The organism is Variovorax sp. LARHSF232 (assembly GCF_052871435.1).
The window spans coordinates 231298-253748 of the sequence record NZ_JBIXJS010000004.1; the positions used below are offsets into that span (position 1 = coordinate 231298).

Consider the following 22451-nt stretch of genomic DNA (forward strand, 5'->3'; position numbering starts at 1 on the left):
GAGGAAGGCGCGATGCGCAGCCCCACGCGATTGCACCTGGCGAGCCGGGCCCGCGCCGGGCCGCCGCTGGCTGCACCGGCCGTCGCCGGCCCAGCCACGCGGCCGGGCGTGTACGTGAGCGCGGCGGATCTCGCCGCCCTCGAGATCGCGGCCCGCGACTTCCACTTTCTGCCGCGACAGCCCGTGCACAGCGTGCTGGCAGGCCGGCATGCCTCCAAGGTGCGCGGGCGCGGCCTGGAGTTCGAGGAGCTGCGGCCCTACCTGCCGGGCGACGACATCCGCAGCATGGACTGGCGCGTGACGGCGCGCACCGGCGCGCCGCACGTGCGCGTCTATTCGGAAGAGAAGGACCGGCCGGTGCTGCTGCTGGTGGACCAGCGCATGAACATGTTCTTCGGCACGCGCCGTGCGATGAAGTCGGTCAGCGCGGCGGAGGCAGCGGCGCTGGTGGCCTGGCGCGTGCTGATGGATGGCGACCGTGTCGGCGGGCTGGTGTTCGGCGACACCGACTTCTCCGACCTGCGGCCGCAGCGCAGCCGCGAAGCCGTGCTGCACCTGCTGGGCGAGGTGGCGCACCGCAACCAGCTGCTGCGTGCCGACGCGCCGGCCGGACGGGGCGGCGATCAGCTCAACCGGGCCCTGCAGCACGCGGCGCGGCTGGCGCACCACGATCACCTGGTGGTCGTCATCAGCGACTTCGACGGCCATGACGCCATGACGCGCGACCTGCTCACCCGCATCGCCGCGCGCAACGACCTGCTGGCGGTGATCGTGCACGATCCCTTCATGAGCGAGCTGCCACCGGCGGGCGACCTGGTGGTGAGCGACGGCGAACTGCAGGTGGAGCTGGGCCTGGGCCGCGATGCCGTGCGGCGCGGCATTGCCAGCTTCGTCGATGCGCGCAGCCGCGAGCTGTTCGAATGGCGCCACTTGATCGGCGTGCCGGTGCTGCCGCTGTCGGCCGCCGAGGAGACGGCGCCGCAATTGCGCCGCCTGCTGGGGCAGGACAGCGCCCACATGCGCCGGGGGAGGCGTGCATGAGCAACACCGCCGAGGTGCCTTCGCTGGCGCAACTGGCCGATGTGGCGCAGCCGCCGCCGCCCCCCTGGACGCCGCAGACCGTCGGCTGGGACGTGCTGGCCGTGTTGCTGGCCGGAGTCGCGCTGTGGCTGGCCTCGCGCGCATTGCGGCGCTATTGGCGCAACCGCTACCGCCGCGACGCGCTGGCCGAGCTGAAGCGGCTCGAGGCGCGATGGCAGAGGGCCGAAGGCGCCCGCGAAGAGGGCGCGCAGGTGTTGGTCGCATTGCCGGTGCTGCTCAAGCGCTGCGCGCTGGCGGCCTGGCCGCGCGCGCAGGTGGCAGGGTTGAACGGCGAGGACTGGGCTCGCTTCATCGTCGCGCATGCCGGCCACGCCACCCATGGCGCGCAGGCGCTGGCGCCGCTGGTGCGCGAGCTCGAATACCGCGATCGGGAGGCGCTGGCGCGGGTCTCGGCGCATGACGTGGAGGTGCTGCTGGAAGCCTCGCGCCAATGGGTCCAGGACCATGTATCAGCTTGAGTACCCCTGGTTGCTGGTGCTGCTGCCGCTGCCCCTTCTGGTGTGGTGGCTGCTGCCGGCCTACCGCGAAGAAGGTGCCTCGGTGCGCCTGCCATTCTTCGGCGAGGTGGCCAGCGCCACCGGGCTGAAGCCGGCCGCCGGTGCCGTGGTGGCTCGCCGCAACTGGCTGCAATGGCTGCTGGCGCCGCTGGCCTGGGCGCTCGTGGTGCTGGCGCTGGCCCGGCCGCAATGGGTGGAGCCGCCGATCGAGCACATCCAGCCGGCGCGCGACCTGCTGCTGGCGCTGGACCTGTCGCAGTCGATGGACACGCGCGACTTCAAGAATCCTGACGGCACCATGGTGCCGCGCGTCGATGCGGTGCGCCAGGTGGTGCGCGATTTCGTCGCGCGCCGCACGGGCGACCGCATCGGCCTCATCGTGTTCGGCGACGCGCCTTACCCGCAGGTGCCCTTCACCATGGACCATGCCCTGGTGCAGTCCATGATCGACGAGATGCTGCCCGGAATGGCCGGTCCGCGCACCGCGCTGGGTGATGCCATCGGCTTGGGGCTGAAGATGTTCGATGCCAGCCAGGCACGGCAGAAGGTGCTGATCGTGCTGACCGACGGCAACGACACGGCCAGCAAGATGCCGCCCGCGCGCGCCGCCGACATCGCCAAGGAGCGCAAGGTGATCGTGCACACCGTCGGCATCGGCGACCCGAATGCCAGCGGCGAGGACAAGGTCGACCTGGATGTGCTGCGCGCGGTGGCCGCCGCCACCGGCGGGCGCTTCTTCTTCGGCGGCAATCAAGGCGAACTGGCGCAGATCTACGCCACGCTGGACCGCATCACGCCGGAAAACCACAAGACCCTGTCGTGGCGGCCCAAGCGCGACCTGTTCCTCTGGCCGCTCGGCGCCGCGCTGGCGCTGCTCATCGCCTACCAGTTGCTGATGGCGGCCTACGCGTGGGTCCGGCGGCGCCTGGGCCGGCGCCGGCCGGAAGGCGAGGGCGCCTTGCCCGGCCGCGGGGCGGGAGGACCGGCCTGATGGACGCGCTGGCCCAGTTCCATTTCCTGCGGCCGCTGTGGCTGCTGGCGCTGTTGCCGGCCGGCTGGCTCCTGTGGGTGGTGGGCCGGCAGGGCGATGTGCGGCGGCGCTGGCGCCAGGCCATCGCCGCGCATCTGCTCGAGGCCCTGGTGGTGCAGGGACGCGCCGGTTGGCGGCTGCGGCCGGTGCACCTGGCGGCCGCGCTCATTGTGCTGGGCGCGCTGGCCATGGCGGGCCCGACCTGGGAGCGCGACCGGCCTCCCTTCGTGGAGGAGAAGGCGCCGCTGGCGATCGCCATCGACCTGTCGCGCACCATGGACGCGATCGACGTGAGCCCGACCCGGCTGGAGCGCGCCAAGCTCAAGGTCAAGGCCCTGCTGGTCCAGCGCCAGGGCGCGCGGACCGCCGTCTACGCCTATGCCGGCTCCACGCACCTGGTGCTGCCGCTCACCGAAGACAGCCAGCTCGTCCAGACCTTCGTGGACGCGCTGCAGACGCACATCATGCCGCTGCCCGGCAAGAACACGGCGCTGGCACTGCGCACCATCGACGCGGTGCTCGGCAAAGAGGACACGCCCGGCACCATCGTCTTCTTCACCGATGGCGTCGAGGCCGCTGCCACGGCCGCCTTCAAGGCCCAGCTCGACAGCGGCCGCAGCCAGCCGGTGGTGCTGGGCTTCGGCACCGCACAGGGCGGGCCGGTTCGCGCCGTGCCGGGCGATGGCTTCGTGACGGACGCGAGCGGCCAGCAGCTTTTTGCCAAGCTGGACGTGGCGGCCTTGCAGCGGCTGAAGAGCGAGTCCGGCGTGCCGGTGGCCACGGTCACGCTGGAGGGTGACGACGATGTGCGCTGGGTGCAGCGCCGCGTTCAGTCGCACCTGGCGCAGAAGGAGTCGGACGCGAACGTGCGCTGGAAGGAGGCGGGCTGGTGGCTGCTTTGGCCCATCGCCGTGCTGGGCGCGCTGTGGTTCCGCAAGGGCTGGACGGTGCGCTGGGTCGGCGCATGGATGCTGGGCCTGCTGGTCGGCCTGGCGATGCTGCCGCAGGACGGCCTGGCGCAGACGCCTTCGAGCGAGGTGCCGGCCGAGCACGGTGGGCGCTTCGTGGATCTCTGGCTCACGCCCGACCAGCAGGGCCGCCGCGCCTTCGAGAAGGGCGACTTCAAGGCCGCCGCCGCGCTGTTCCAGGATCCGATGTGGCGCGGCATCGCGTTGTACCGCGGTGGCCGCCATGCCGATGCGGTGCAGGTCTTCGCGCTCGTCGATTCGGCCGAGGGCGAATACAACCAGGGCAATGCCTTGGCGCAGTTGAAGCGCTACCCGGAGGCGGCAGCGCGCTACACGCAGGCACTGCAGCGCCGCCCGGGTTGGAAGGAGGCCCAGGCCAACCTGGCGCTGATGGCCAAGCTTACGCCGCTAAAGAAGAAGGACGACCCGGCAACGCAGGAGCAGGCGCCCGATTTGGCGCCCGACCAGATCCAGTTCGACGACAAGGGCAAGCAAGGCCAGAAGCAGATGCAGCTGGCCAATGCGCAAAGCGCCGAGGCCTGGATGCGCAACATCCAGACCACGCCAACCGAGTTGCTGGCGCGCAAGTTTGCGTTGCAGAGCCAGGGTGCTTCCAGGCAGCCGGCGGGAGCCAGGCCGTGAGCCGCGTTCTTTGCACAACGCTTGGCCTGCTGCTGGGTCTCTTGTCGACCGTCGCGACGCAGGCGGCCGAACCGGCGCTGCGGGTCGAGGTGCAGGCCAGCCAGCCGGTGCTCGTGGGGCAGCAGGTGCAGATCGACGTGACGGTGGCGGCGCCCAACTTCTTCACCTCGGCACCGCCATTTCCGCCGCTGGCGGTGCCGGGCGCCATCGTCACCATGCCGGACGAGCGAGGGCAGAACGGCGTGGAGCAGGTGGGCGGCGAAACCCTGGCGACCATCACCAAGAGCTACCAGTTCGCTGCGCAGCAGGCCGGCGACTTCAGCTTGCCGCCGGTGAAGATCGAGTTCAGCTACGGCGGCGACGACGGCAAGCCGCGCAGCGCCAGCCTGACCCTGCCGCCCACCCGCATCACGGCGCGCCAGCCGGAAGGCGCGGCGGCGCCTGGCGGGGCGGCCTTGCCGGTGGCCCGCCTGACGATCCGCCAGGTCTTCGATCGCAGCACCGATGGCCTCAAGGCCGGCGATGCCCTGGTGCGCAGCATCGAGATTTCCGCTGCGCGCACCCAGGCCATGCTGATCCCGCCGCCACGTTTCGAGGCGCCGGACGGCGTGCGCGTTTTCGTCGCCGACCCGCAACTCAGCGACGAGAACCCGAGCGGCGGCGGCGGCTTCGTCGGTGGCACGCGCACCGACCGCGCCACCTACGTGTTCGAGAAGGCGGGGCGCTACACGCTGCCGGCCATCGAGGTGAAATGGTTCGACCCGGCCAGCCGCCGGCCGATGAGTACGCAGGCGCCCGCCGTCACGGTGCATGTGGCCGCCGCGGCGCATCGCGGCGAAGCCATTGCGCCGGAAGTGCCGGCGCTGGGTGTCGACCCGGCGCCGCGGCGCCCCATTGATTGGGCATCGCTGGCCGTCCAGGCGGTCAGCCTGATCCTGCTGGCCGCGCTGTCCTGGTGGGGGCATGGGCAGTGGCTGCGCTGGCAGGCCCGGCGCAATGCCCGACGCCAGGCCCAGGCGGCTTCCGACGGCGCGATGTTCCGGCAGGTGCTCGACGCCAGCGCGCAGGGCGACGCCCGGCGCACCCATGCTGCGCTGCTGGCCTGGTGCAGCGCCCATGCCGGCGCCGCGCCGCACGCATGGGCCGCGCAATTGCAGGACACGGCGCTGGGCGCGCAGATCGAGGCGTTGCAGCGCCAGCTCTATGGCGGCGCCACAACCGCGTCAGGGGGCACGACGCCGTGGTCGGGGGGCGCCTGCGCCGCCGCCCTGCGGGCGGCCCATCGACAATGGCGCGCCGTCCGGCCAGCGCCAACCAACCGGCGCTGGCGACAGCACGCGCTGGGCCCGCTCAATCCATTTCGCAGCAGCAATTCGAAAGCATGACCCGCAACAAATCCATCGCGCTGGGCGCCGGCCTGGCCATCGTCCTTCTTCTTCTCGTGGCCGCGGGCATCTACGCCAGCCCCTACTGGTCGGTGCACCAGATGAAGGAGGCAGCGCGCGAACGCGACGTCGACGCATTGTTGGCGCGCGTCGACCAGAGCGCGCTGCGCCAGAGCGTCCGGCTGTCGCTGGGCTTCAAGTTGAGCGAGGCGCTGCACGACGCGCAGGCCGAAAGCGGCAAGGCGCAGGCGGAAGGCGCACGTGCCCAGGCGGCAGCGCAGGTCGATCCGCTCACGGAGGCCCTGACCTCGCCACCCCTCCTGATCGCCATGCTGATCGAAGGCCGCCCCAGCCGGGCGCTGGGCGGCATCGGCCGGCTGCCGGCCTCCGGCGACGCCGACCTGGGCGAGTGGGAGGCGCAGCTGCGCTATGTCGACAGCGCCACCGTGCAGGTGCGATCCAGCCAGGCACCGCAGGCCGGCGGCTTCATCCTGCGGCGCAGCGGCCTGATCGACTGGAAGCTGAGTGGATTGCTGCTGCCGGGCCAATAGGGCGATCGATCTGCGCTCGGCAGGCGATGCCGGGCGTTCAACTTGGCGGCGGGAGTCCTAGGGAGAAGCCCCTGATCTGCGCGTTTGTTGTGTTGCTGCGTGCGATCATCGAACAGTCGACGTGCTCAGGTCTTGGCGCCAACGGAGGGCAAACCTAAAGTTCGTCCCATGCGCCGATCCATCGCCACCGTCTCCCTCAGCGGCACCCTGCGTGAAAAACTGGAAGCCATCGCGGCAGCGGGCTTCGACGGCTACGAGCTGTTCGAGAACGACTTCATCAATTTCAAGGGCTCGGCGCGCGAGCTCAAGCGCATCGGCGAAGACCTGGGCCTGACCCTGGCGCTGTACCAGCCCTTCCGCGATTTCGAAGCCATGCCGCCGGCCCAGTTCCAGCGCAGCCTGGAGCGGGCCGAGCGCAAGTTCGACCTGATGGGAGAGATGGGCGCAGAGCTGATGCTGTGCTGCTCCAACACCTCGCCGCTGGTGATCGACGATCCGGCGCTGGCGGCCGAGCAGCTGCAGGAGCTGGCGCGGCGCGCGGCCCAGCGCGGCCTGCGCATCGGCTTCGAGGCGCTGGCCTGGGGCCGCGCCACCAAGCTTTACGGACAGGCCTGGGACATCGTGCGCCGGGCCGACCACGCGAATCTGGGCCTGATCCTCGACAGCTTCCACACCTTGTCGCTGAAGGACGATCCGGCCGGCATCGCCGACATTCCCGGCGAGAAGATCTTCTTTCTGCAGATGGCGGACGCGCCGCTGCTGTCGATGGATGTGCTGCAGTGGGCGCGCCATCACCGCTCCTTCCCCGGGCAGGGCGAGTTCGACATGGCCGGTTTCTTCGAGCAGGTCTTGCGTGCTGGCTACCAGGGCGTGCTGTCGCTGGAGATCTTCAATGACGTGTTCCGCGAGACGCCGAACCGGCGCACCGCGGTGGATGCGATGCGCTCCCTTTTGTATCTGGAAAGCCAGGTGCGCCAGCGCCTGCAGGCCTCGGCGCCCGTCGATGCCAAGGCGCAGCGCGCGCTGCAGGCGGTCGAGCTCTTCGATCCGCCGGTGGTGCCGGAAATGAAGGGCCTTTCTTTCATCGAGTTCGCGGCCAACGACGATTCGGCCGTGGCGCTTGGCCAGCTCTTTCTGCAACTCGGCTTCAAGCGGGTAGGGCGGCACCGCTCCAAGGCGGTGGTGCTGTACCGCCAGGGCGACATCCATTTGATCGTCAATGGCGAGCCCGATTCCTTTGCGCGCAGCCGCTTCACGCTGCACGGCACCGGCGTCTGCGCGCTGGGCATCCGCAGCACCCACCCCGAGCAGTCGGTACAGCGCGCCACCGGCATGTGCTCGCAGCGCCACGACAGCCCGGTCGGTGCAGGCGAAGTGACCGTGCCGGCCATCGTGGTGCCGGGCGGCAACCTGATCCATTTCATCGACGCGGACCTGGGGCCCGAAGGGCTCTACCAGGCCGATTTCATCCTCGATGCCGCCGCCATAGCCGATGCCGGCGCGTCCGCCGGCCTCATGGCCATCGACCACGTGGCGCTGGGCCTGGCGTCCGACCAGCTCGATACCTGGGTGCTGTTCTCGCGCGCCGTGCTGGGCCTTACGGCGGGCGAAAGCCTGGAGCTGGCCGACCCCTTCGGCCTGATTCGCAGCCGCGGCTTCGCGAACGAAGCGCGCACGGTGCGGCTGGTGCTCAATGCCTCCATGAGCCGGCGCACCCGCACCGCCCGCACGGTGAATGTGCGCGGCGGTGGCTCGGTGCATCACATCGCCCTGGCTTGCGAGGACATCTTCGAATCGGTAAACAAGCTGCGTGCGCAGGGCGTGCGCTTCGTGCCGATCTCGCCCAACTACTACGACGACCTGCCCACCCGCATGGACGTCGACCAGGTCCTGCTGGCGCGGCTGCGCGCTGCCGGCGTGCTGCTCGACCGCTCGCCGGCCGGCGAGGATTACCTGCACATCTACACCGAAAGCTTCGAAGAGGGCGGCTTCTTCTTCGAACTGGTGCAGCGCCAGGCCGGCTACGACGCCTACGGCGCCAGCAACGCGCCGGCGCGCATGGCGTCCGAGGCGCAGCTGCAGACCTGAAGCCTTTTCTTTTCGCATCCCCGTCGTTCACACACATCAGGCAGGAGACCACAACCATGGCCAATCCCAACGAGCACGAGCCGCAGGGCACGCACCAGTCGAAGAAGGCCGCCGCCAGCGGCTGGATCGGCTCGGCGCTCGAGTACTACGACTTCTTCATTTATGCCACCGCGGCGTCGCTGATCTTTCCGCAGATCTTCTTTCCGGCCGGCAACCCCAAGCTGGCCATCATTGCCTCGCTGGCGACCTATGGCGTGGGCTACGTGGCGCGTCCCATCGGCGCCTTCGTGCTCGGGCACATGGGCGACACGCACGGGCGCAAGCAGGTGCTGCTGATCTGCATGTTCCTGATGGGCTTCTCGACCGTGGCGGTGGGCCTCTTGCCCACCTATTCGCAAGTGGGCCTGCTGGCACCGGTGCTGCTGGTGATCCTGCGCCTGGTGCAGGGCTTCGCGGTGGCCGGCGAGATCTCGGGCGCCAGCTCGATGATCCTGGAGCACGCGCCTTTTGGCCGACGCGGCTTCTTTGCCAGCTTCACCCTGCAGGGCGTGCAGGCCGGCCAGATCCTGGCGGCCGCGGTCTTCCTGCCGCTGGCCCACTACATGCCCGAAGACGCCTTCAACAGCTGGGGCTGGCGCATTCCCTTCCTGCTGTCCTTCCTGGTGATCGTGGCCGGCTACATCATTCGCCGCGAAGTGGCGGAGACGCCGGCCTTCACCGAAGAAGGCAAGCAGGGCGAAGTGCCCAAGTCGCCGATCGTCATGGCCTTCCAGGACAGCTGGCAGGACATGCTGCGCGTGATCTGCATGGCGCTGATGAACGTGATCCCGGTGGTGGCCACCGTGTTCGGTGCGGCCTATGCGGTGCAGTCGGCCTACGGCATCGGCTTTGCGAAAGACGTGTACCTGTGGATTCCGGTGCTGGGCAACATCCTGGCCGTGATCGTGATTCCCTTCGTCGGCAACCTGTCGGACAAGATCGGGCGCAAGCCGCCGATCATCGTCGGCGCGCTGCTGTCGGGCCTGTTGTCCTTTGCCTACCTGTACGCCATCAGCATCCGCAACGTGCCGCTGGCCATCGTGATCTCGCTCTTGATGTGGGGCGTGGTCTACCAGGGCTACAACGCCACCTTCCCGAGCTTCTATCCGGAGCTGTTCCGCACCCGCAGCCGCGTTTCGGCAATGGCGATCTCGCAGAACCTCGGCACCACCGTCACCGCCATGCTGCCGGCGCTGTTCGCCGCCGTGGCGCCTCCTGGCTCAGACAACATCTGGTTCACGGTGGGTGCCATCACCTTCGGCGTGACGGTGCTGGCCGCCATTGCCTGTGCCAGCGCGCGCGAGACCTACCGCATCCACATGAACGATCTGGGCAACGCGGACGCGGTGCCGGTGCCCAAGCCCGACTACGAGCGCATGCGTGCCCAGACTGTGGCGCAGGGCCAGCTGGCCAAGGCCTGAACGACTACTTCACGGGCGCCCGAGCGCATCGAGCCAGGGCACGATGGCGTCCAGGCCGGCCACGATGAGGTCGGGCCTTTGGCCCAGTTCGTCGAAGTGGCCGGCGCCGCGGTCCAGCCAGGCAGTGACAAAGCCGAAATGACGCGCGCCGCTGGCGTCCCAGGCATTGGAAGACACGAACAGGATCGAGGCGCGGTCCACGCCCAGCGCATCCGTCGCCAGCTGATAGACGCTGGCGTGCGGCTTGAAGATGCGCAACGGATCCACGCTCAGCAGATGGGCGAAGTGCCCGCCAAGGCCGGCATGGCGAACCACGTCTTCGATCGAGCGTGCGCTGCCATTGGAAAGCACGGCCAGGGGCAGTCCCCGCGCCTTCAGCGCCGTCAGCGCTGCCGGCACTTCCGCAAAGGGCGTGAGCCGCAGGTAGGCGTCGCACAGCGCCTGCTCGCTCCGCGCATCCAGCGGCAGCGCGAGTTGCCGGCAGGCAAAAACCAGGGCGTCACGCGTGACCTGGTCGAAATCCGCGAAGTCCCCCATCAGGCTGCGCAGCCAGGTGTATTCGAGCTGCTTCTGACGCCACAGCATGCTGAGCGCCGCGCCCTGGCCGGGAAAGAGCGCCTCGCAGCGCCCCCGCACCGAATGCACGTCGACCAGCGTGCCGTAGAGGTCGAAGACGATGGCCCGGATGTTCATGCGCGGTCTCAGGAGGACAGCGCCTCGACCAGCTCGGTTTCGATTTCCATCTGGGACCGGTGGCCCTGCAGTTCGGGGCCGCTGATCAGGAAGGTGTCTTCCACCCGCTCGCCCAGGGTCGTGACCTTGGCCAGCTGCAGGTTGAGGTGGTGCCGGGCCAGCACGCGCGCCACCGAATAGAGCAGGCCGATCCGGTCGCTGGCCGAGATGTTGAGCACCCAGCGCTGCGCCTTCTCGTCGGGCATGAGCGTGACGCGGGTCTTGATCGGGAAGCTCTTGACCCGGCGCGACACCCGGCCACGGCTGGGCGCGGGCAGTTCGCCCAGATCGGTGAGCGCATGGGCCAGGTCGGTCTCGACCATGCTGATCAACTCGCGGTAGTGGTCCGGCAGGAAGGTGGTGATCACCTGGAAGGTGTCGAGCGCATAGCCGTTGCTGGCCGTGTGCACCTTGGCATCCAGGATGCTGAAGGAGGCGTGGTCGAAGTAGCCGCAGATGCGCGCGAACAGGTCGGGCTGGTCGGGCGTGTAGACCAGCACCTGCAGCCCTTCGCCCACCGGCGACATGCGGGCGCGCACGATGGGCGGCGCCTTGGGGTCGATCGGCACGCCGGCCAGCGGCACGTGGCGCGACAGCTGGCGCGTGTGCCAGGCGATCTCGGCGGCGTCGTGGCGCATGAAGTAGCCGACGTCCAGCGTCTCCCACAGCGCCTTGTGCGCCTCGAAGGGCAGGGCGTGCGGTGCCAGCAGCGCCAGCGCCTCGCGCTTGCGTGCCTCGATCTCGGCCCCCGGGTCGGGCATGCGGCCGCCCAGGGCGCGGGCGGTGGCGCGGTACAGGTCTTCGAGCAGCTTGCCTTTCCAGGCGTTCCACACGCGCGGCGAGGTGCCGCGGATGTCGGCCACGGTGAGCAGGTACAGCGCCGTGAGGTAGCGCTCGTTGCCAACCAGCTTGGCGAAGTCGCCGATGACTTGCGGATCGCTCAGGTCCTGCTTCTGGGCGATATGGCTCATCACCAGGTGCGAGCTGACGAGAAACTCGATGAGCTTCGCGTCTTCGCGCTCGATGCCGTGCTGGCGGCAAAAGCGCTGCACGTCGCGCGCGCCCAGCACCGAATGGTCACCGCCGCGGCCCTTGGCGATGTCATGGAAGAGGGCGGCCACGTACAGCACCCAGGGCTTGTCCCAGCCGCCGGCGAGCTGCGAGCAAAAGGGGTACTCGTGCGCATGCTCGACGATGAAGAAGCGCCGCACGTTGCGCAGCACCATCAGGATGTGCTGGTCCACCGTGTAGACGTGGAACAGGTCGTGCTGCATCTGGCCGACGATGCTGCGGAACACCCGCAGGTAGCGCCCCAGCACCGAGGTCTGGTTCATCAGCCTGAAGGCGTGCGTGATGCCGCGCGGCTCCCTCAGGATGCGCATGAACATCTCGTGATTGGCGGGGTCGTTGCGGAACTTGCTGTCCATCACGTGGCGCGCGTTGTACAGCGCGCGCAGGGTACGGGCCGACAGGCCCTTCACGCCCACCGTCTTCTCGAACAGCCAGAAGGTCTCCAGGATGGCGTGCGGCTCGCGCAGGTACAGGTCGTCGCTGGCCACCTCGATGGTGCCGCCCTTGTCGAAGAAGCGTTCGTTGATGCGCACGGGCTCGTCGGCCTGCGGCTGCAGGCGCTCGCCGATGTTCAGCAGCAATATCTCGCTGAGCTGCGTCACCGCCTTGGCGGCCCAGTAGTAGCGGCGCATCAGCGCCTCGCTGGCCTTGCGCTGTGATTCGCCTTCGTAGCCGAAGCTGGCGGCCACCGCGGTCTGAAGATCGAACACCAGGCGGTCTTCGCGCCGGTTGGCGATCACGTGCAGGCGGGCGCGGATCAGGCTTAAGAGCGCCTCGTTGCGCTTGATCTGCTGCACCTCGAAGGCGGTGGCCAGGCCGTTTCGGGCCAGGTCGTCCCACTTGCTGCCGAAGCCCGCTGCCTTGGCCACCCACAGGATGATCTGCAGGTCGCGCAGGCCCCCGGGTGACTCCTTGCAGTTGGGCTCCAGCGCGTAGGGCGTGTTCTCGTATTTCTGGTGTCGGTGGCGCATCTCCTGCGTCTTGGCGGCAAAGAACTCGCTCGGATCGACCGAGGCCAGGAAGCGCTGGCGGAAGGTGGCGTAGAGCTTCTTGTCGCCGGCCACCAGGCGCGACTCGAGCAGCGAGGTCTGCACCGTGACGTCCTTGGCGGCCTCGAGCAGGCACTCTTCCAGGTTGCGCACCGAAGAGCCGATTTCCAGGCCGGCATCCCAGCACTGGCCGATGAAGGCTTCCAGCTTGGCCGAATCGATGGCACCGTCGCCGTCGGGCAGCAGCAGCAGCACGTCGACGTCGGAATGCGGAAAGAGCTCGCCGCGGCCAAAACCACCCACCGCCACCAGCGCGAACTGATTGCCAAAGCCGGCCTCGTTCCAGAGGGCGCGCAGGGCCTCGTCGGCCAGGGTGGAAAGCTGCTTGAGCACCGCATGCACCCCGCGCGACGGCGCATGGGCGTTGCGCAGCGCATCGAACACCGAGGTCTTGTGCGCGCGATAGGCGTCGCGCAGCATGGAAATGTCGACCATGTCTGCTGTCCAGCTCTGCGGTATGAGCCGCTGGCGCGCCTTGTCGCGGCTCAAGCGGCGGCGTTCACGAAATCAGGCGGGGGCGGGCTGCCGGCCGACAGGGTCAGCACCTCGTAGCCCGTTTCGGTGACCAGCACCGTGTGCTCCCATTGCGCCGACAGGGAATGGTCGCGCGTCACGATGGTCCAGCCGTCATTGCCGAACTCCTTGATGTCGCGCTTGCCGGCGTTGATCATCGGCTCGATGGTGAAGGTCATGCCCGGCTTGAGTTCGTCCAGGGTGCCGGGCTTGCCGTAGTGCAGCACCTGCGGCTCTTCATGGAAGCCGCGGCCGATGCCGTGGCCGCAAAATTCACGCACCACCGAGAAGCTGTTGCTCTCGGCAAAGCGCTGGATGGCAAAGCCGATGTCGCCCAGCCGCACCCCTGGCTTGACCTTGACGATGCCGTGCCACATGGCCTCGTAGGTGAAGTTCACCAGGCGCTTGGCGGCGATGGAGCCTTCGCCCACGATGAACATGCGGCTGGTGTCGCCGTGCCAGCCGTCCTTGATGACGGTGATGTCCAGGTTGATGATGTCGCCCTTCTTCAGGGCCTTGTCGTTCGGGATGCCGTGGCACACCACGTGGTTGACCGAGGTGCAGATCGACTTGGGGTAGGGGATGGAGCCGCCGCCCATGTAGTTAAGTGGTGCGGGGATGGCGCCCTGGACCAGCGTGATGTAGTCGTGCGCCAGCTTGTCGAGTTCGTTGGTGGTGACGCCCGGCTTGACGTGCGGGGTGAGGTAATCCAGCACTTCGGATGCAAGGCGGCACGCCACGCGCATGCCGGCCACGCCTTCGGCGTCTTTGTAGGTGATGCTCATGCGGCAATTATCCCATCGGGAACACTAGAATTCAGGGTTTGCGCGGATGGCCCCAGTCAGCGGCCAGGCGCCTGCCGAGCTATCGATCCCAATCCAGGGCCGCCCCGCCCATTCAACGAGTTGACGCTGCCCGTGACCTCCAACCGGCCCCACACCGCCCCCACCGTGACGCGCTTTACCGGCGCCAGCGCCCTGAGCGATTTCCGCGCCCGCCAATTGCTGCCCCGCCTGCAGGCGGTAGACCCGCGCATCGAGACCCTGAGCGCCCGTTTCGTGCACCTGGTGGCCACCGACGAGCCCCTTTCCGATGCGCAGCATGCCCAGTTCGGTGCCTTGCTGAGCTACGGCGAGCTGGCCGAGGCGCCGCGGCGCGAAGCGGCCGCCATCGTGGTGGCGCCGCGCCTGGGCACCGTCTCGCCCTGGGCTTCCAAGGCGACCGACATTGCCCACAACTGCGGCCTGGCGGTGCGCCGCATCGAGCGGGTGAGCGAATTCCACGTGGGCCTGAAAGCCCCGCTGATCGGCAGGGCGCCGCAGCTCGAGGGCGACAAGCTGGCCGCCGTGGCCGCGCTGCTGCACGACCGCATGACCGAATCGGTGCTGGCATCGCTGGACGATGGCGAGGCCCTCTTTGCCGAGCTGCCCGCCACCCCGATGGCCCACGTGGACGTCGCCGCCGGCGGCCGCGCTGCCCTGGAAGACGCCAACAAGGCCTTCGGCCTGGCCCTGGCCGAGGACGAGATCGACTATTTGGTGGACGCCTTCACTAGGCTGGGCCGCAACCCGACCGACGTCGAGCTGATGATGTTCGCCCAGGCCAACAGCGAGCACTGCCGCCACAAGATCTTCAACGCCGACTTCACCATCGACGGCGAGAAGCAGCCGCAAAGCCTGTTCTCGATGATCCGCCACACCGAGCGCACCAATCCGCAGCACACGGTGGTGGCCTATTCGGACAACGCCTCCATCATGGAAGGGCACCAGGTCGAGCGCTTCAGCGCCCGCTTGGAGGCCGGTGCCGGCAAGGCTCCGCAGTTCGAGAAGAGCCAGGCCCTGCACCACGTGTTGATGAAGGTGGAGACGCACAACCATCCGACGGCAATCTCGCCCTTCCCGGGTGCGTCCACCGGCGCTGGCGGCGAGATCCGCGACGAGGGCGCCACCGGCCGCGGCTCGCGGCCGAAGGCCGGCCTGACCGGCTTCACGGTTTCGAAGCTGTGGCCGGAACAGGGCCCCCAGACGGCTTCGCCGTCGTCCCCCGAGGGGAGCGCGGCACCTTGGGGCGGCCCGGCGTTGCCGCAGGGCAGCTACGGCAAGCCCGAGCACATCGCCAGCCCGCTGCAGATCATGACCGAGGGCCCGCTGGGCGGCGCCGCATTCAACAACGAATTCGGCCGGCCCAACCTCCTGGGCTATTTCCGCGAGTACGAGCAGGCCGTGCAAAGCGATGTCGACACGGTGCAGCGCGGCTATCACAAGCCGATCATGATCGCCGGCGGCCTGGGCCAGATCGACGCCCAGCAAACCCAGAAGATCAAGTTCCCGCCCGGCACTCTGCTGATCCAGCTGGGCGGCCCGGGCATGCGCATCGGCATGGGCGGCAGCGCCGCCAGCTCGATGGCCACCGGCGCCAACGCGGCCGAGCTGGACTTCGACTCGGTGCAGCGCGGCAACCCCGAGATCGAGCGGCGCGCGCAAGAGGTCATCAACCACTGCTGGCTGCAGGGCGATGCCAACCCGATCCTGGCGATTCACGACGTGGGTGCCGGCGGCCTGTCGAACGCCTTCCCCGAGCTGACCAACGACGCCGGCCGCGGCGCCCGCTTCGACCTGTCGGCGGTGCCGCTGGAAGAAAGCGGCCTGGCGCCCAAGGAGATCTGGTGCAACGAGAGCCAGGAGCGCTACGTGCTGGCGATCGCGCCGGATTCCTTGCCGCAGTTCCAGGCGTTTTGCGAGCGCGAGCGCTGCCCCTTCGCGGTGGTTGGCGTGGCCACCGAGGAGCGCCAGCTGCTGCTGGCCGACCCGAAGGCGGACGATGCCGACGAGGCCGTTCACATGCCGATGGACGTGCTCCTGGGCAAGCCGCCCAAGATGCACCGCGACGTCAAGACGGTGGCACGCCAGTTCAAGGCGCTCGAACTGACCGGCGTCGACCTCACCAAGTCGGCCATTGCGGTGCTTGCGCATCCCACGGTGGCCTCCAAGCGCTTCCTCATCACCATCGGCGACCGCACGGTGGGCGGCATGAGCCATCGCGACCAGATGGTCGGTCCCTGGCAGGTGCCGGTGGCCGACTGCGCCGTGACCCTGGCCGATTTCGCGGGCTTTGCCGGCGAGGCCATGAGCATGGGCGAGCGAACCCCGCTGGCCGCCTACGACGCGCCGGCTTCCGGCCGCATGGCGGTGGCCGAGGCCATCACCAACCTGTTGGCCGCGCCCATCGAGCTGCCCAAGGTCAAGCTGTCGGCCAACTGGATGGCCGCCTGCGGCGAGCCGGGTGAAGATGCCGCGCTCTACGAGACCGTCAAGGCCGTGGGCCTGGAACTGTGCCCGGCACTGGGCATCTCGATTCCCGTGGGCAAGGATTCCTTGTCCATGCGCACCCAGTGGCGCGAGGGCGACGCGCAAAAGCGCGTGACCTCGCCGGTGAGCCTGATCGTCAGCGCCTTTGCCTCCATCGACGACGTGCGCGGCACCCTGACACCCCAGCTCGATGCGCAAGAGGCTGACACCACGCTGGTGCTGATCGACCTGGGCCGCGGCAAGCAGCGCATGGCCGGCAGCATCCTGGCCCAGATCCTGGGGCAGGGCGGTGATGCGGTGCCCGACCTGGACGACCCGCAAGACCTGGTGCGGCTGGTGAGCGCGGTGAACGAGCTGCGCGCCCAGGGCCGCATCCTGGCCATGCACGACCGCAGCGACGGCGGCCTCTTCGCCGCCGCCTGCGAGATGGCCTTTGCCGGCCACGTGGGCTTGGCGCTCAACATCGACATGCTGGTGACCGAAGGCGACGGCATCAGCGACAGCCGTGCCGAGTACGGCGATGCCAAGAACTGGGCCAGCCAGGTGAGCGCGCGCCGCGAAGAGCTCACGCTCAAGGCGCTGTTCAACGAAGAGCTGGGCATGCTGCTGCAGGTGCGCACCGATGCCCGCAACGAGGTCATGCAGACCCTGCGCGCGCATGGCCTGTCGGCCTGCAGCCATTTCATCGGCAAGACCCGCCCCGACAGTTCCATCATCGAAGCCGGCAAGGGCCGCGTGGAAATCTGGCGCGATGCCAAGTCGGTGTTCGGCGCCAGCCTGCAGGATCTGCACCAGGTATGGGATTCGGTCAGCTGGAAGATCGCGGCGGAGCGCGACAACCCCGCCTGCGCGGACCAGGAGCACGCGGCGGCGGGCGATCCGGCCGACGCGGGCCTGCACGTCTACCTGCCCGAGTCGGTGCAAGCCGCCCTGGCTGCGCCGGCCATCGTCGGCGCCGCGCGGCCCAAGGTGGCCATCCTGCGCGAGCAGGGCGTCAATTCGCATGTGGAGATGGCCTACGCCTTCACCGAAGCCGGCTTCGACGCCTTCGACGTGCACATGACCGATCTGCAGTCGGGCCGCGCCGACCTGGCCGCGTTCAAGGGCGTGGTGGCCTGCGGCGGCTTCAGCTATGGCGACACGCTGGGCGCCGGCATCGGCTGGGCGCGCAGCATCACGTTCAACCCGCGCCTGTCGGCGCAGTTCCAGGCCTTCTTCGGCCGTGCCGATACCTTCGGCCTGGGCGTGTGCAACGGCTGCCAGATGTTTGCCGAGCTGGCCGACATCATTCCGGGCGCGGAGCACTGGCCGCGCTTTACCACCAACCAGAGCGAGCGCTTCGAGGCGCGCCTGTCGCTGGTGGAAGTGCTGGAGTCGCCCAGCCTGTTCTTCGCCGGCATGGCCGGCAGCCGCCTGCCGATCGCGGTGGCGCACGGCGAGGGCTATGCCAACTTCAAGCACCGCGGCGATGCCAGCCAGGTGATCGCGGCGATGCGTTATGTGGACCACCAGGGCGCGGCGACCGAGCGCTATCCCTTCAATCCCAACGGCAGCGCCGGCGGCCTGACCTCGGTCACCACGGCGGACGGCCGCTTCACCGCGCTGATGCCGCACCCCGAGCGCGTTTTCCGCAACATCCAGATGAGCTGGACCAGCGGCGACAAGAGCGCGCTCAGCCCCTGGATGCAGATCTGGCGCAACGCCCGCAAATGGGTGAGCTGATGGCCTTGCGCGAGCAAGGCAGGCAGCGCCGTGCCATCCTCGGCGCCGGCGCCTTGCTCGCCGCTGGAGTTGTTCCGATGTCCCTGCCTTTCGAGTCCGAAGCCGCGTCCGCAAACGCCTTTGTCTTCAAGAACCTGAAGCCTTCGGCGCGGTTGCCGGTGCTGTTCCTGGGCCATGGCAGCCCGATGAACGCGATTGGCGACAACGCCTACCGGCGCAGCTGGCAGGCCCTGGGCGCGGAGCTGCTCGCCAAATACGCTCCACCGCAACTCATCCTGTGCATCTCGGCCCATTGGCTGACGCGCGGCGGCTGGTGGCTGACGGCCATGGACAAGCCCAAGACCATTCACGACTTCGGCGGCTTTCCGCAGGAACTGTTCGACCAGCAGTACCCGGCGCCCGGCGCGCCCAAGGCCGCCCTGGAGATCGGCCAGGCGGTGCGCCAGCCGGTCAGCGGCGCGGCCCTTGGCTTGGACAAGAGCGAGTGGGGTCTGGACCACGGGACCTGGTCGGTGCTGAAGCCCATGTTCCCCAAGGCCGAGATCCCGGTGGCTCAGCTGAGCATGGACTACAGCCGCTCGCCCGCCGAGCACTACCAGCTGGGGCAGCAACTGCGCGCCCTGCGCGAGCGCGGCGTGCTGATCGTGGGCAGCGGCAACATCGTGCACAACCTGCGCGCCACCCGGCGCGACGCCCCGCCGAACCAGGCCCATGACTGGGCCGTCGAGTTCGACAAGGTGGTGGGCGAGCAGATCCGCAAGGGCGAGCTGGCGGCCTTGCCGGACTTCCAGAAGCTGGGGCAGGTGGCGGTGCAGGCGCATCCGACCTATGACCACTATCTGCCGCTGCTCTATGCGGCGGGCGCGGTCGATGCGGCCAAGGAGCAGCCGCGCTTCTTCAATGAAGACTTTCAGGCGGCGTCGATTTCGATGCGGTCGGTGGTCTGGGCGTAGCGCCGCCACTCGCTCGGCACCCCCATCAAGAAGCGGCCCAATACGGGCCGCTTTTTTTGTTTCATGGAGTGCTTCGGTACTACCCAGCTACCGTTCAAGCCCTTGCCGCGACCGCTGAGCGGCACGAAGTGTTGTTGGTGGGAAAAGTTCACACATTTCTTGTTAGGCTCGATGTGAGAGATTCACACTTATCACATACAGTTACACAAACTCCAATGGCCAATTGACTTACCTCGGGGCGGGGAAGCAGGCCGACCCGATGAATGTGGTGCTTTTACCTATGAGCCTGCTTACGGAACTGCCTCGGAAGGCGTCGCGTGGATTCACGCTGATCGAGCTGATGATCGTGGTGGCCATCGTCGCCATCCTGGCTGCGGTCGCCTATCCCTCGTACACGAGCTACGTCATCCGTTCGAACCGTTCGGCGGCGCAGGGTTTCCTGCTGGAAGTGTCGAACCTGCAGCAGCGGTATCTGCTCGACAAGCGCAGTTATGCCGCCGACCTTGGGGCGCTGAACCTGAGCGCGCCTCCTAGCGTGGTGTCGAACTACACGGTGACGACGGCGCCCAAGACCGGGACCGCGCTGCCGGGATTTACCGTTACCGCAGCACCAAAAACCAACCAAGCGGCGCGCGATGCGGCTTGCGGGACCCTGACGATCGACGAGGCGGGCGCAAAAACCGCCTCGGGCGGAGGGACCTCATGCTGGTAGCAAGAGGCCGCACTAGGTCGCCGCGCCGTGCTCGTGGTTTCACCCTCATCGAGCTGATCACCGCCATCACGATCATGGCAGTGCTGGCAGGCTTGGCGGCGCCATCCTTCAGCAGCTTCATCGCCAACCAGCGCATCCGAAACACCTCCTTCGATCTGATGGCGGCCTTGATGCTGGCGCGCAGCGAGGCAGTCACCCGCAACGGCAACGTCTCTTTCGTCAAGGCTGGAGACGACTGGTCCGCCGGCTGGAAGGTCAAGGTCGGGACCAACGACATCCTCAACCAGCAAGCGTTGAGCAATTTGTCCATCACCGATTCGGCGGACCTTTCCACCATCACCTACGGTAAGGACGGCCGTGCCAGCACCGGCGCCACCCGTTTCACCATCTCGCCTTCGAACGTCATGAGCGGCGTCAGCTCGCGCTGCATCTCGATCGGCACAAGCGGGCTGCCAAGCAGCCGGGTGGGGGCCTGCTCATGAGCAGCAGAAAAAACGCGCGCGGCATCGCCCTGATCGAAGTATTGGTCTCGCTGGTGATCCTGCTGTTCGGCCTGCTGGGACTGGTCGGCATCAGCAGCCGCGCCAATCTGTCGGAGTTGGAGGCCTATCAGCGCGTGCACGCGCTGCAACTGTTGCAAGACATGGCGGACCGGCTCAACGCCAACCGCAAGGTGGCGGCCTGCTATTCCAACGGTGCGACCGGTGTGACGTTGGGCAACGGCAGCAGTACGGCACCGGACTGCACTACTGGCACCGTACAGGAGCGTGCGCGCGCCGCCGCAGACTTGGCCGCCTGGGACGCAATGCTCAAGGGAGCCGCCGAGACGCAGGGCGACAGCAAGCTTGGCGGCATGATCGGCGCCGTCGGCTGCGTGACGCAGGAAAGCGCGGCAGACAGCATCTACCTGATCGCCGTCGCCTGGCAGGGGCTGGCCCACACGGCGGCGCCCTTGCTGGCTGACGAAACGACCAAATTCCCGTGCGGCGCCGACGCCTACGGCAACGAAAAACTGCATCGTGTGGCCACCACCAAGGTGCGCATTGGAGCACTCAAGTGACGAATCTGCGCCGTCTCTCGATCGCGGCCCGCGGCTTCACACTGGTGGAGCTGATGGTGGCCATCACCTTGGGCATGTTCCTCCTGATTGGGTTGGTGAGCCTCCTGGTTTCGACCGTCAATTCACGCTCCGAGCTCGACAAGACCACGCGCCAGATCGACAACGGCCGCTACGCGATGCAGGTGCTCAGCGAGAACATTCAGCTCGCCGGCTATGTTGGCGCCACCGCCAGCACTGCCTTCGCAACCGTGGCGCCGGTCGCCTGCCCCAGCACGCTGGCCGAGCTGGGCTATCAGGCGGAAACCAACCCAGGCACCTCGAAGGTGCCGTACCCGGTCTACCGGCTGGATGCCGCGCCCACCTGCATCGACAACGTCCTGGCGGGCACGGCCATGCTGCTTCTCACGCGCGTGCACACCAGCGCCGTTCCTGTGGCTTCCGCCGTAGCCGCCGAGCGCTACCTTCAAGTGTCGACCTGCGCCAATGACCTGGTGCCCTTCGCCGTGGCGGCCGGTTCCGGAACCTCCGCCTTCACCCTGATGCAGAAGGACTGCAAGAGCGCCAACCTCGCGCCGCTGCGCAAGATCGTGCAGCAGATCTATTTCGTGGCGAGTTGCAACGACTGCGGCAAGGACACCACGCCCACCCTCAAGGTGGCCGAGTACAAGGACGGCGCCATGAGCGTCACGCCTCTGGTCGAAGGCATCGAGAACCTTCAGTTCGACTACGGCATCGACATGGATGCCAACGGCTCGCCTGACTGCTACGTCAGCAATCCGACGCTGCCGCCGGAGGCGGAGAAGGCCGAGGCCGTCTGCCCGCAGACGACCCCCACCGCATACGCCTGGACCGCCGCCGAGAACTGGAACAACGTGATGGCGGTGCGCGTCCATGTGCTGGCACGCAACCTGGAAGGCAGCGCCGGCTGGACCGACGGGCGCAAGTACGACCTCGGCCTGGCGGTGCCGGAAGCCGGGCCTTTCAATGACCGCATCAAGCGGCACGCCTACAGCACGGTGGCCCGCCTGTACAACGCCTCGGGCCAGAGGGAAGCGCCATGAAACATTCCGACGTCGCCCGCGTGCGGCGCGCCCAGCGCGGCGCGACTTTGCTCGTGTCGATGATCTTTCTGGTGGTGATCACCTTGATGGTGGTGTCGGCCGTCAAGGTGAGCACGATGAATACCAAGATGGTGGGCAACTTGCAGACTGAAAAGGAGGCCGACGCGGCCGCTCTCCAGGCCATCGAAGCCACCATCAGCAAGGACTTCACGCTGAACCCGCATGCGACCACCAGCGCGGTCGACATCAACAACAGCGGTCAGACCGGCTCCACCTATACCGCCACGGTGGACGCGCCGGTGTGCACCGGTGTCAAGGCGATCAAATTGAGCGAACTGGACCCGGCCGTGGAGGCTGACCAGCCCTGCTATGCCAGTGGCGCGGCGGCCAACACGGGCATCGTGGGCGCGGGCAGCGGCGGCAATTCGCTGTGCTCGGCTTCCAACTGGAATGTGAGGGCATCCGCGACGGCACCCAACGGCGGCGCCGCTGGTGTTGCCACGAATCAGGGCATTGCGGTTCGGGTAGCGGTGGGCTCGGCGTGCTGA

Annotated in this window: 19 protein-coding genes; 15 read left to right on the plus strand and 4 right to left on the minus strand. The window is 68.0% G+C overall.

Translation table 11 applies throughout. From position 1 onward, the window contains the following. Window positions 1-12: 12 nt before the first annotated feature. The 8 genes from ACIPRI_RS13290 to ACIPRI_RS13325 all read left to right on the plus strand — a co-directional run bounded on the left by ACIPRI_RS13290 (window position 13) and on the right by ACIPRI_RS13325 (window position 9722). Window positions 13-1041: a DUF58 domain-containing protein gene (locus tag ACIPRI_RS13290; RefSeq protein WP_446621921.1), complete on the plus strand. Its 1029-nt coding sequence runs from the start codon at window positions 13-15 to the stop codon at window positions 1039-1041. Further along, window positions 1038-1559, plus strand: a complete 522-nt coding sequence (locus tag ACIPRI_RS13295) for a DUF4381 domain-containing protein (protein ID WP_446621922.1) — start codon at window positions 1038-1040, stop codon at window positions 1557-1559. The genes ACIPRI_RS13290 and ACIPRI_RS13295 overlap by 4 nt, the downstream gene beginning before the upstream one ends. Beyond that, the gene (locus tag ACIPRI_RS13300; protein ID WP_446621923.1) at window positions 1546-2589 is read left to right on the plus strand and encodes a vWA domain-containing protein; all 1044 of its coding nucleotides are present in this window, start codon (window positions 1546-1548) and stop codon (window positions 2587-2589) included. The genes ACIPRI_RS13295 and ACIPRI_RS13300 overlap by 14 nt, the downstream gene beginning before the upstream one ends. Next, window positions 2589-4238 (plus strand): VWA domain-containing protein, encoded by a 1650-nt coding sequence (locus ACIPRI_RS13305; RefSeq protein ID WP_446621924.1) that lies wholly within the window; start codon window positions 2589-2591, stop codon window positions 4236-4238. The genes ACIPRI_RS13300 and ACIPRI_RS13305 overlap by 1 nt, the downstream gene beginning before the upstream one ends. Continuing rightward, a complete protein-coding gene (locus ACIPRI_RS13310; protein ID WP_446621925.1) occupies window positions 4235-5623 on the plus strand; it encodes a BatD family protein in 1389 nt (462 codons plus the stop codon). Before ACIPRI_RS13305 ends, ACIPRI_RS13310 begins: the two co-directional genes overlap by 4 nt. Further along, window positions 5620-6174, plus strand: coding sequence for a DUF2939 domain-containing protein (locus ACIPRI_RS13315; RefSeq protein WP_446621926.1), 555 nt, complete (start codon window positions 5620-5622; stop codon window positions 6172-6174). Before ACIPRI_RS13310 ends, ACIPRI_RS13315 begins: the two co-directional genes overlap by 4 nt. A gap of 168 nt (window positions 6175-6342) precedes the next feature. Continuing rightward, window positions 6343-8262, plus strand: a complete 1920-nt coding sequence (locus ACIPRI_RS13320; protein ID WP_446621927.1) for a bifunctional sugar phosphate isomerase/epimerase/4-hydroxyphenylpyruvate dioxygenase family protein — start codon at window positions 6343-6345, stop codon at window positions 8260-8262. Between the two features lie 56 nt (window positions 8263-8318). Next, window positions 8319-9722, plus strand: coding sequence for an MFS transporter (locus tag ACIPRI_RS13325; protein WP_446621928.1), 1404 nt, complete (start codon window positions 8319-8321; stop codon window positions 9720-9722). A gap of 9 nt (window positions 9723-9731) precedes the next feature. Here ACIPRI_RS13325 and ACIPRI_RS13330 read toward each other — a convergent pair whose 3' ends face one another. The 3 genes from ACIPRI_RS13330 to map are packed head-to-tail and all read right to left on the minus strand — an operon-like array spanning window position 9732 to window position 13872. After that, on the minus strand, window positions 9732-10415 hold the full coding sequence (locus ACIPRI_RS13330; protein ID WP_446621929.1) for a haloacid dehalogenase type II: 684 nt from the start codon (window positions 10413-10415) through the stop codon (window positions 9732-9734). Between the two features lie 8 nt (window positions 10416-10423). Further along, on the minus strand, window positions 10424-13009 hold the full coding sequence (locus ACIPRI_RS13335; protein WP_446621930.1) for a [protein-PII] uridylyltransferase: 2586 nt from the start codon (window positions 13007-13009) through the stop codon (window positions 10424-10426). Between the two features lie 50 nt (window positions 13010-13059). After that, the gene (gene map, locus ACIPRI_RS13340; RefSeq protein WP_446621931.1) at window positions 13060-13872 is read right to left on the minus strand and encodes a type I methionyl aminopeptidase; all 813 of its coding nucleotides are present in this window, start codon (window positions 13870-13872) and stop codon (window positions 13060-13062) included. A 120-nt stretch (window positions 13873-13992) separates the two neighbouring features. On the opposite strand from map, the gene purL reads away from it, so the two are divergent. Beyond that, complete coding sequence (purL, locus tag ACIPRI_RS13345) at window positions 13993-18117, plus strand: phosphoribosylformylglycinamidine synthase (protein WP_446621932.1); 4125 nt, start codon at window positions 13993-13995, stop codon at window positions 18115-18117. A gap of 77 nt (window positions 18118-18194) precedes the next feature. Next, window positions 18195-19070 (plus strand): 4,5-DOPA-extradiol-dioxygenase, encoded by an 876-nt coding sequence (gene ygiD, locus ACIPRI_RS13350; protein ID WP_446621933.1) that lies wholly within the window; start codon window positions 18195-18197, stop codon window positions 19068-19070. Here the strand turns inward: ygiD and ACIPRI_RS13355 are convergent. Beyond that, window positions 19028-19222 carry a hypothetical protein gene (locus ACIPRI_RS13355; RefSeq protein WP_446621934.1) on the minus strand — a complete coding sequence of 65 codons (195 nt, stop codon included), beginning with the start codon at window positions 19220-19222 and terminating at the stop codon, window positions 19028-19030. The two genes, ygiD and ACIPRI_RS13355, sit on opposite strands and share 43 nt — an antisense overlap. Window positions 19223-19350: 128 nt before the next feature. On the opposite strand from ACIPRI_RS13355, the gene ACIPRI_RS13360 reads away from it, so the two are divergent. Genes ACIPRI_RS13360 through ACIPRI_RS13380 form a run of 5 tightly spaced genes read left to right on the plus strand, consistent with a single transcriptional unit; the run spans window position 19351 to window position 22451 of the window. Beyond that, window positions 19351-19782: a type IV pilin protein gene (locus ACIPRI_RS13360; RefSeq protein ID WP_446621935.1), complete on the plus strand. Its 432-nt coding sequence runs from the start codon at window positions 19351-19353 to the stop codon at window positions 19780-19782. Continuing rightward, on the plus strand, window positions 19773-20264 hold the full coding sequence (locus ACIPRI_RS13365) for a GspH/FimT family pseudopilin (RefSeq protein ID WP_446621936.1): 492 nt from the start codon (window positions 19773-19775) through the stop codon (window positions 20262-20264). Before ACIPRI_RS13360 ends, ACIPRI_RS13365 begins: the two co-directional genes overlap by 10 nt. Then, window positions 20261-20842: a type IV pilus modification protein PilV gene (pilV, locus tag ACIPRI_RS13370; RefSeq protein WP_446621937.1), complete on the plus strand. Its 582-nt coding sequence runs from the start codon at window positions 20261-20263 to the stop codon at window positions 20840-20842. Before ACIPRI_RS13365 ends, pilV begins: the two co-directional genes overlap by 4 nt. Beyond that, the gene (locus tag ACIPRI_RS13375; RefSeq protein WP_446621938.1) at window positions 20839-21903 is read left to right on the plus strand and encodes a PilW family protein; all 1065 of its coding nucleotides are present in this window, start codon (window positions 20839-20841) and stop codon (window positions 21901-21903) included. The genes pilV and ACIPRI_RS13375 overlap by 4 nt, the downstream gene beginning before the upstream one ends. Continuing rightward, entirely contained in the window at window positions 21900-22451 is a 552-nt protein-coding gene (locus ACIPRI_RS13380) for a pilus assembly PilX family protein (protein ID WP_446621939.1), read from the plus strand. Before ACIPRI_RS13375 ends, ACIPRI_RS13380 begins: the two co-directional genes overlap by 4 nt.

What these genes read in the sequence shown, in the direction of transcription:
- ACIPRI_RS13325 (WP_446621928.1), top strand. Translation starts at nt 8,319, where the DNA reads ATGGCCAATCCCAACGAGCACGAGCCGCAGGGCACGCACCAGTCGAAG.
- ACIPRI_RS13300 (WP_446621923.1), top strand. Translation starts at nt 1,546, where the DNA reads ATGTATCAGCTTGAGTACCCCTGGTTGCTGGTGCTGCTGCCGCTGCCC.
- ACIPRI_RS13365 (WP_446621936.1), top strand. Translation starts at nt 19,773, where the DNA reads ATGCTGGTAGCAAGAGGCCGCACTAGGTCGCCGCGCCGTGCTCGTGGT.
- ACIPRI_RS13330 (WP_446621929.1), bottom strand. Translation starts at nt 10,415, where the DNA reads ATGAACATCCGGGCCATCGTCTTCGACCTCTACGGCACGCTGGTCGAC.
- ACIPRI_RS13320 (WP_446621927.1), top strand. Translation starts at nt 6,343, where the DNA reads ATGCGCCGATCCATCGCCACCGTCTCCCTCAGCGGCACCCTGCGTGAA.
- ACIPRI_RS13295 (WP_446621922.1), top strand. Translation starts at nt 1,038, where the DNA reads ATGAGCAACACCGCCGAGGTGCCTTCGCTGGCGCAACTGGCCGATGTG.
- pilV (WP_446621937.1), top strand. Translation starts at nt 20,261, where the DNA reads ATGAGCAGCAGAAAAAACGCGCGCGGCATCGCCCTGATCGAAGTATTG.
- ACIPRI_RS13335 (WP_446621930.1), bottom strand. Translation starts at nt 13,009, where the DNA reads ATGGTCGACATTTCCATGCTGCGCGACGCCTATCGCGCGCACAAGACC.
- ACIPRI_RS13380 (WP_446621939.1), top strand. Translation starts at nt 21,900, where the DNA reads ATGAAACATTCCGACGTCGCCCGCGTGCGGCGCGCCCAGCGCGGCGCG.
- ACIPRI_RS13315 (WP_446621926.1), top strand. Translation starts at nt 5,620, where the DNA reads ATGACCCGCAACAAATCCATCGCGCTGGGCGCCGGCCTGGCCATCGTC.
- ACIPRI_RS13305 (WP_446621924.1), top strand. Translation starts at nt 2,589, where the DNA reads ATGGACGCGCTGGCCCAGTTCCATTTCCTGCGGCCGCTGTGGCTGCTG.
- ygiD (WP_446621933.1), top strand. Translation starts at nt 18,195, where the DNA reads ATGTCCCTGCCTTTCGAGTCCGAAGCCGCGTCCGCAAACGCCTTTGTC.
- ACIPRI_RS13290 (WP_446621921.1), top strand. Translation starts at nt 13, where the DNA reads ATGCGCAGCCCCACGCGATTGCACCTGGCGAGCCGGGCCCGCGCCGGG.
- map (WP_446621931.1), bottom strand. Translation starts at nt 13,872, where the DNA reads ATGAGCATCACCTACAAAGACGCCGAAGGCGTGGCCGGCATGCGCGTG.
- ACIPRI_RS13360 (WP_446621935.1), top strand. Translation starts at nt 19,351, where the DNA reads ATGAGCCTGCTTACGGAACTGCCTCGGAAGGCGTCGCGTGGATTCACG.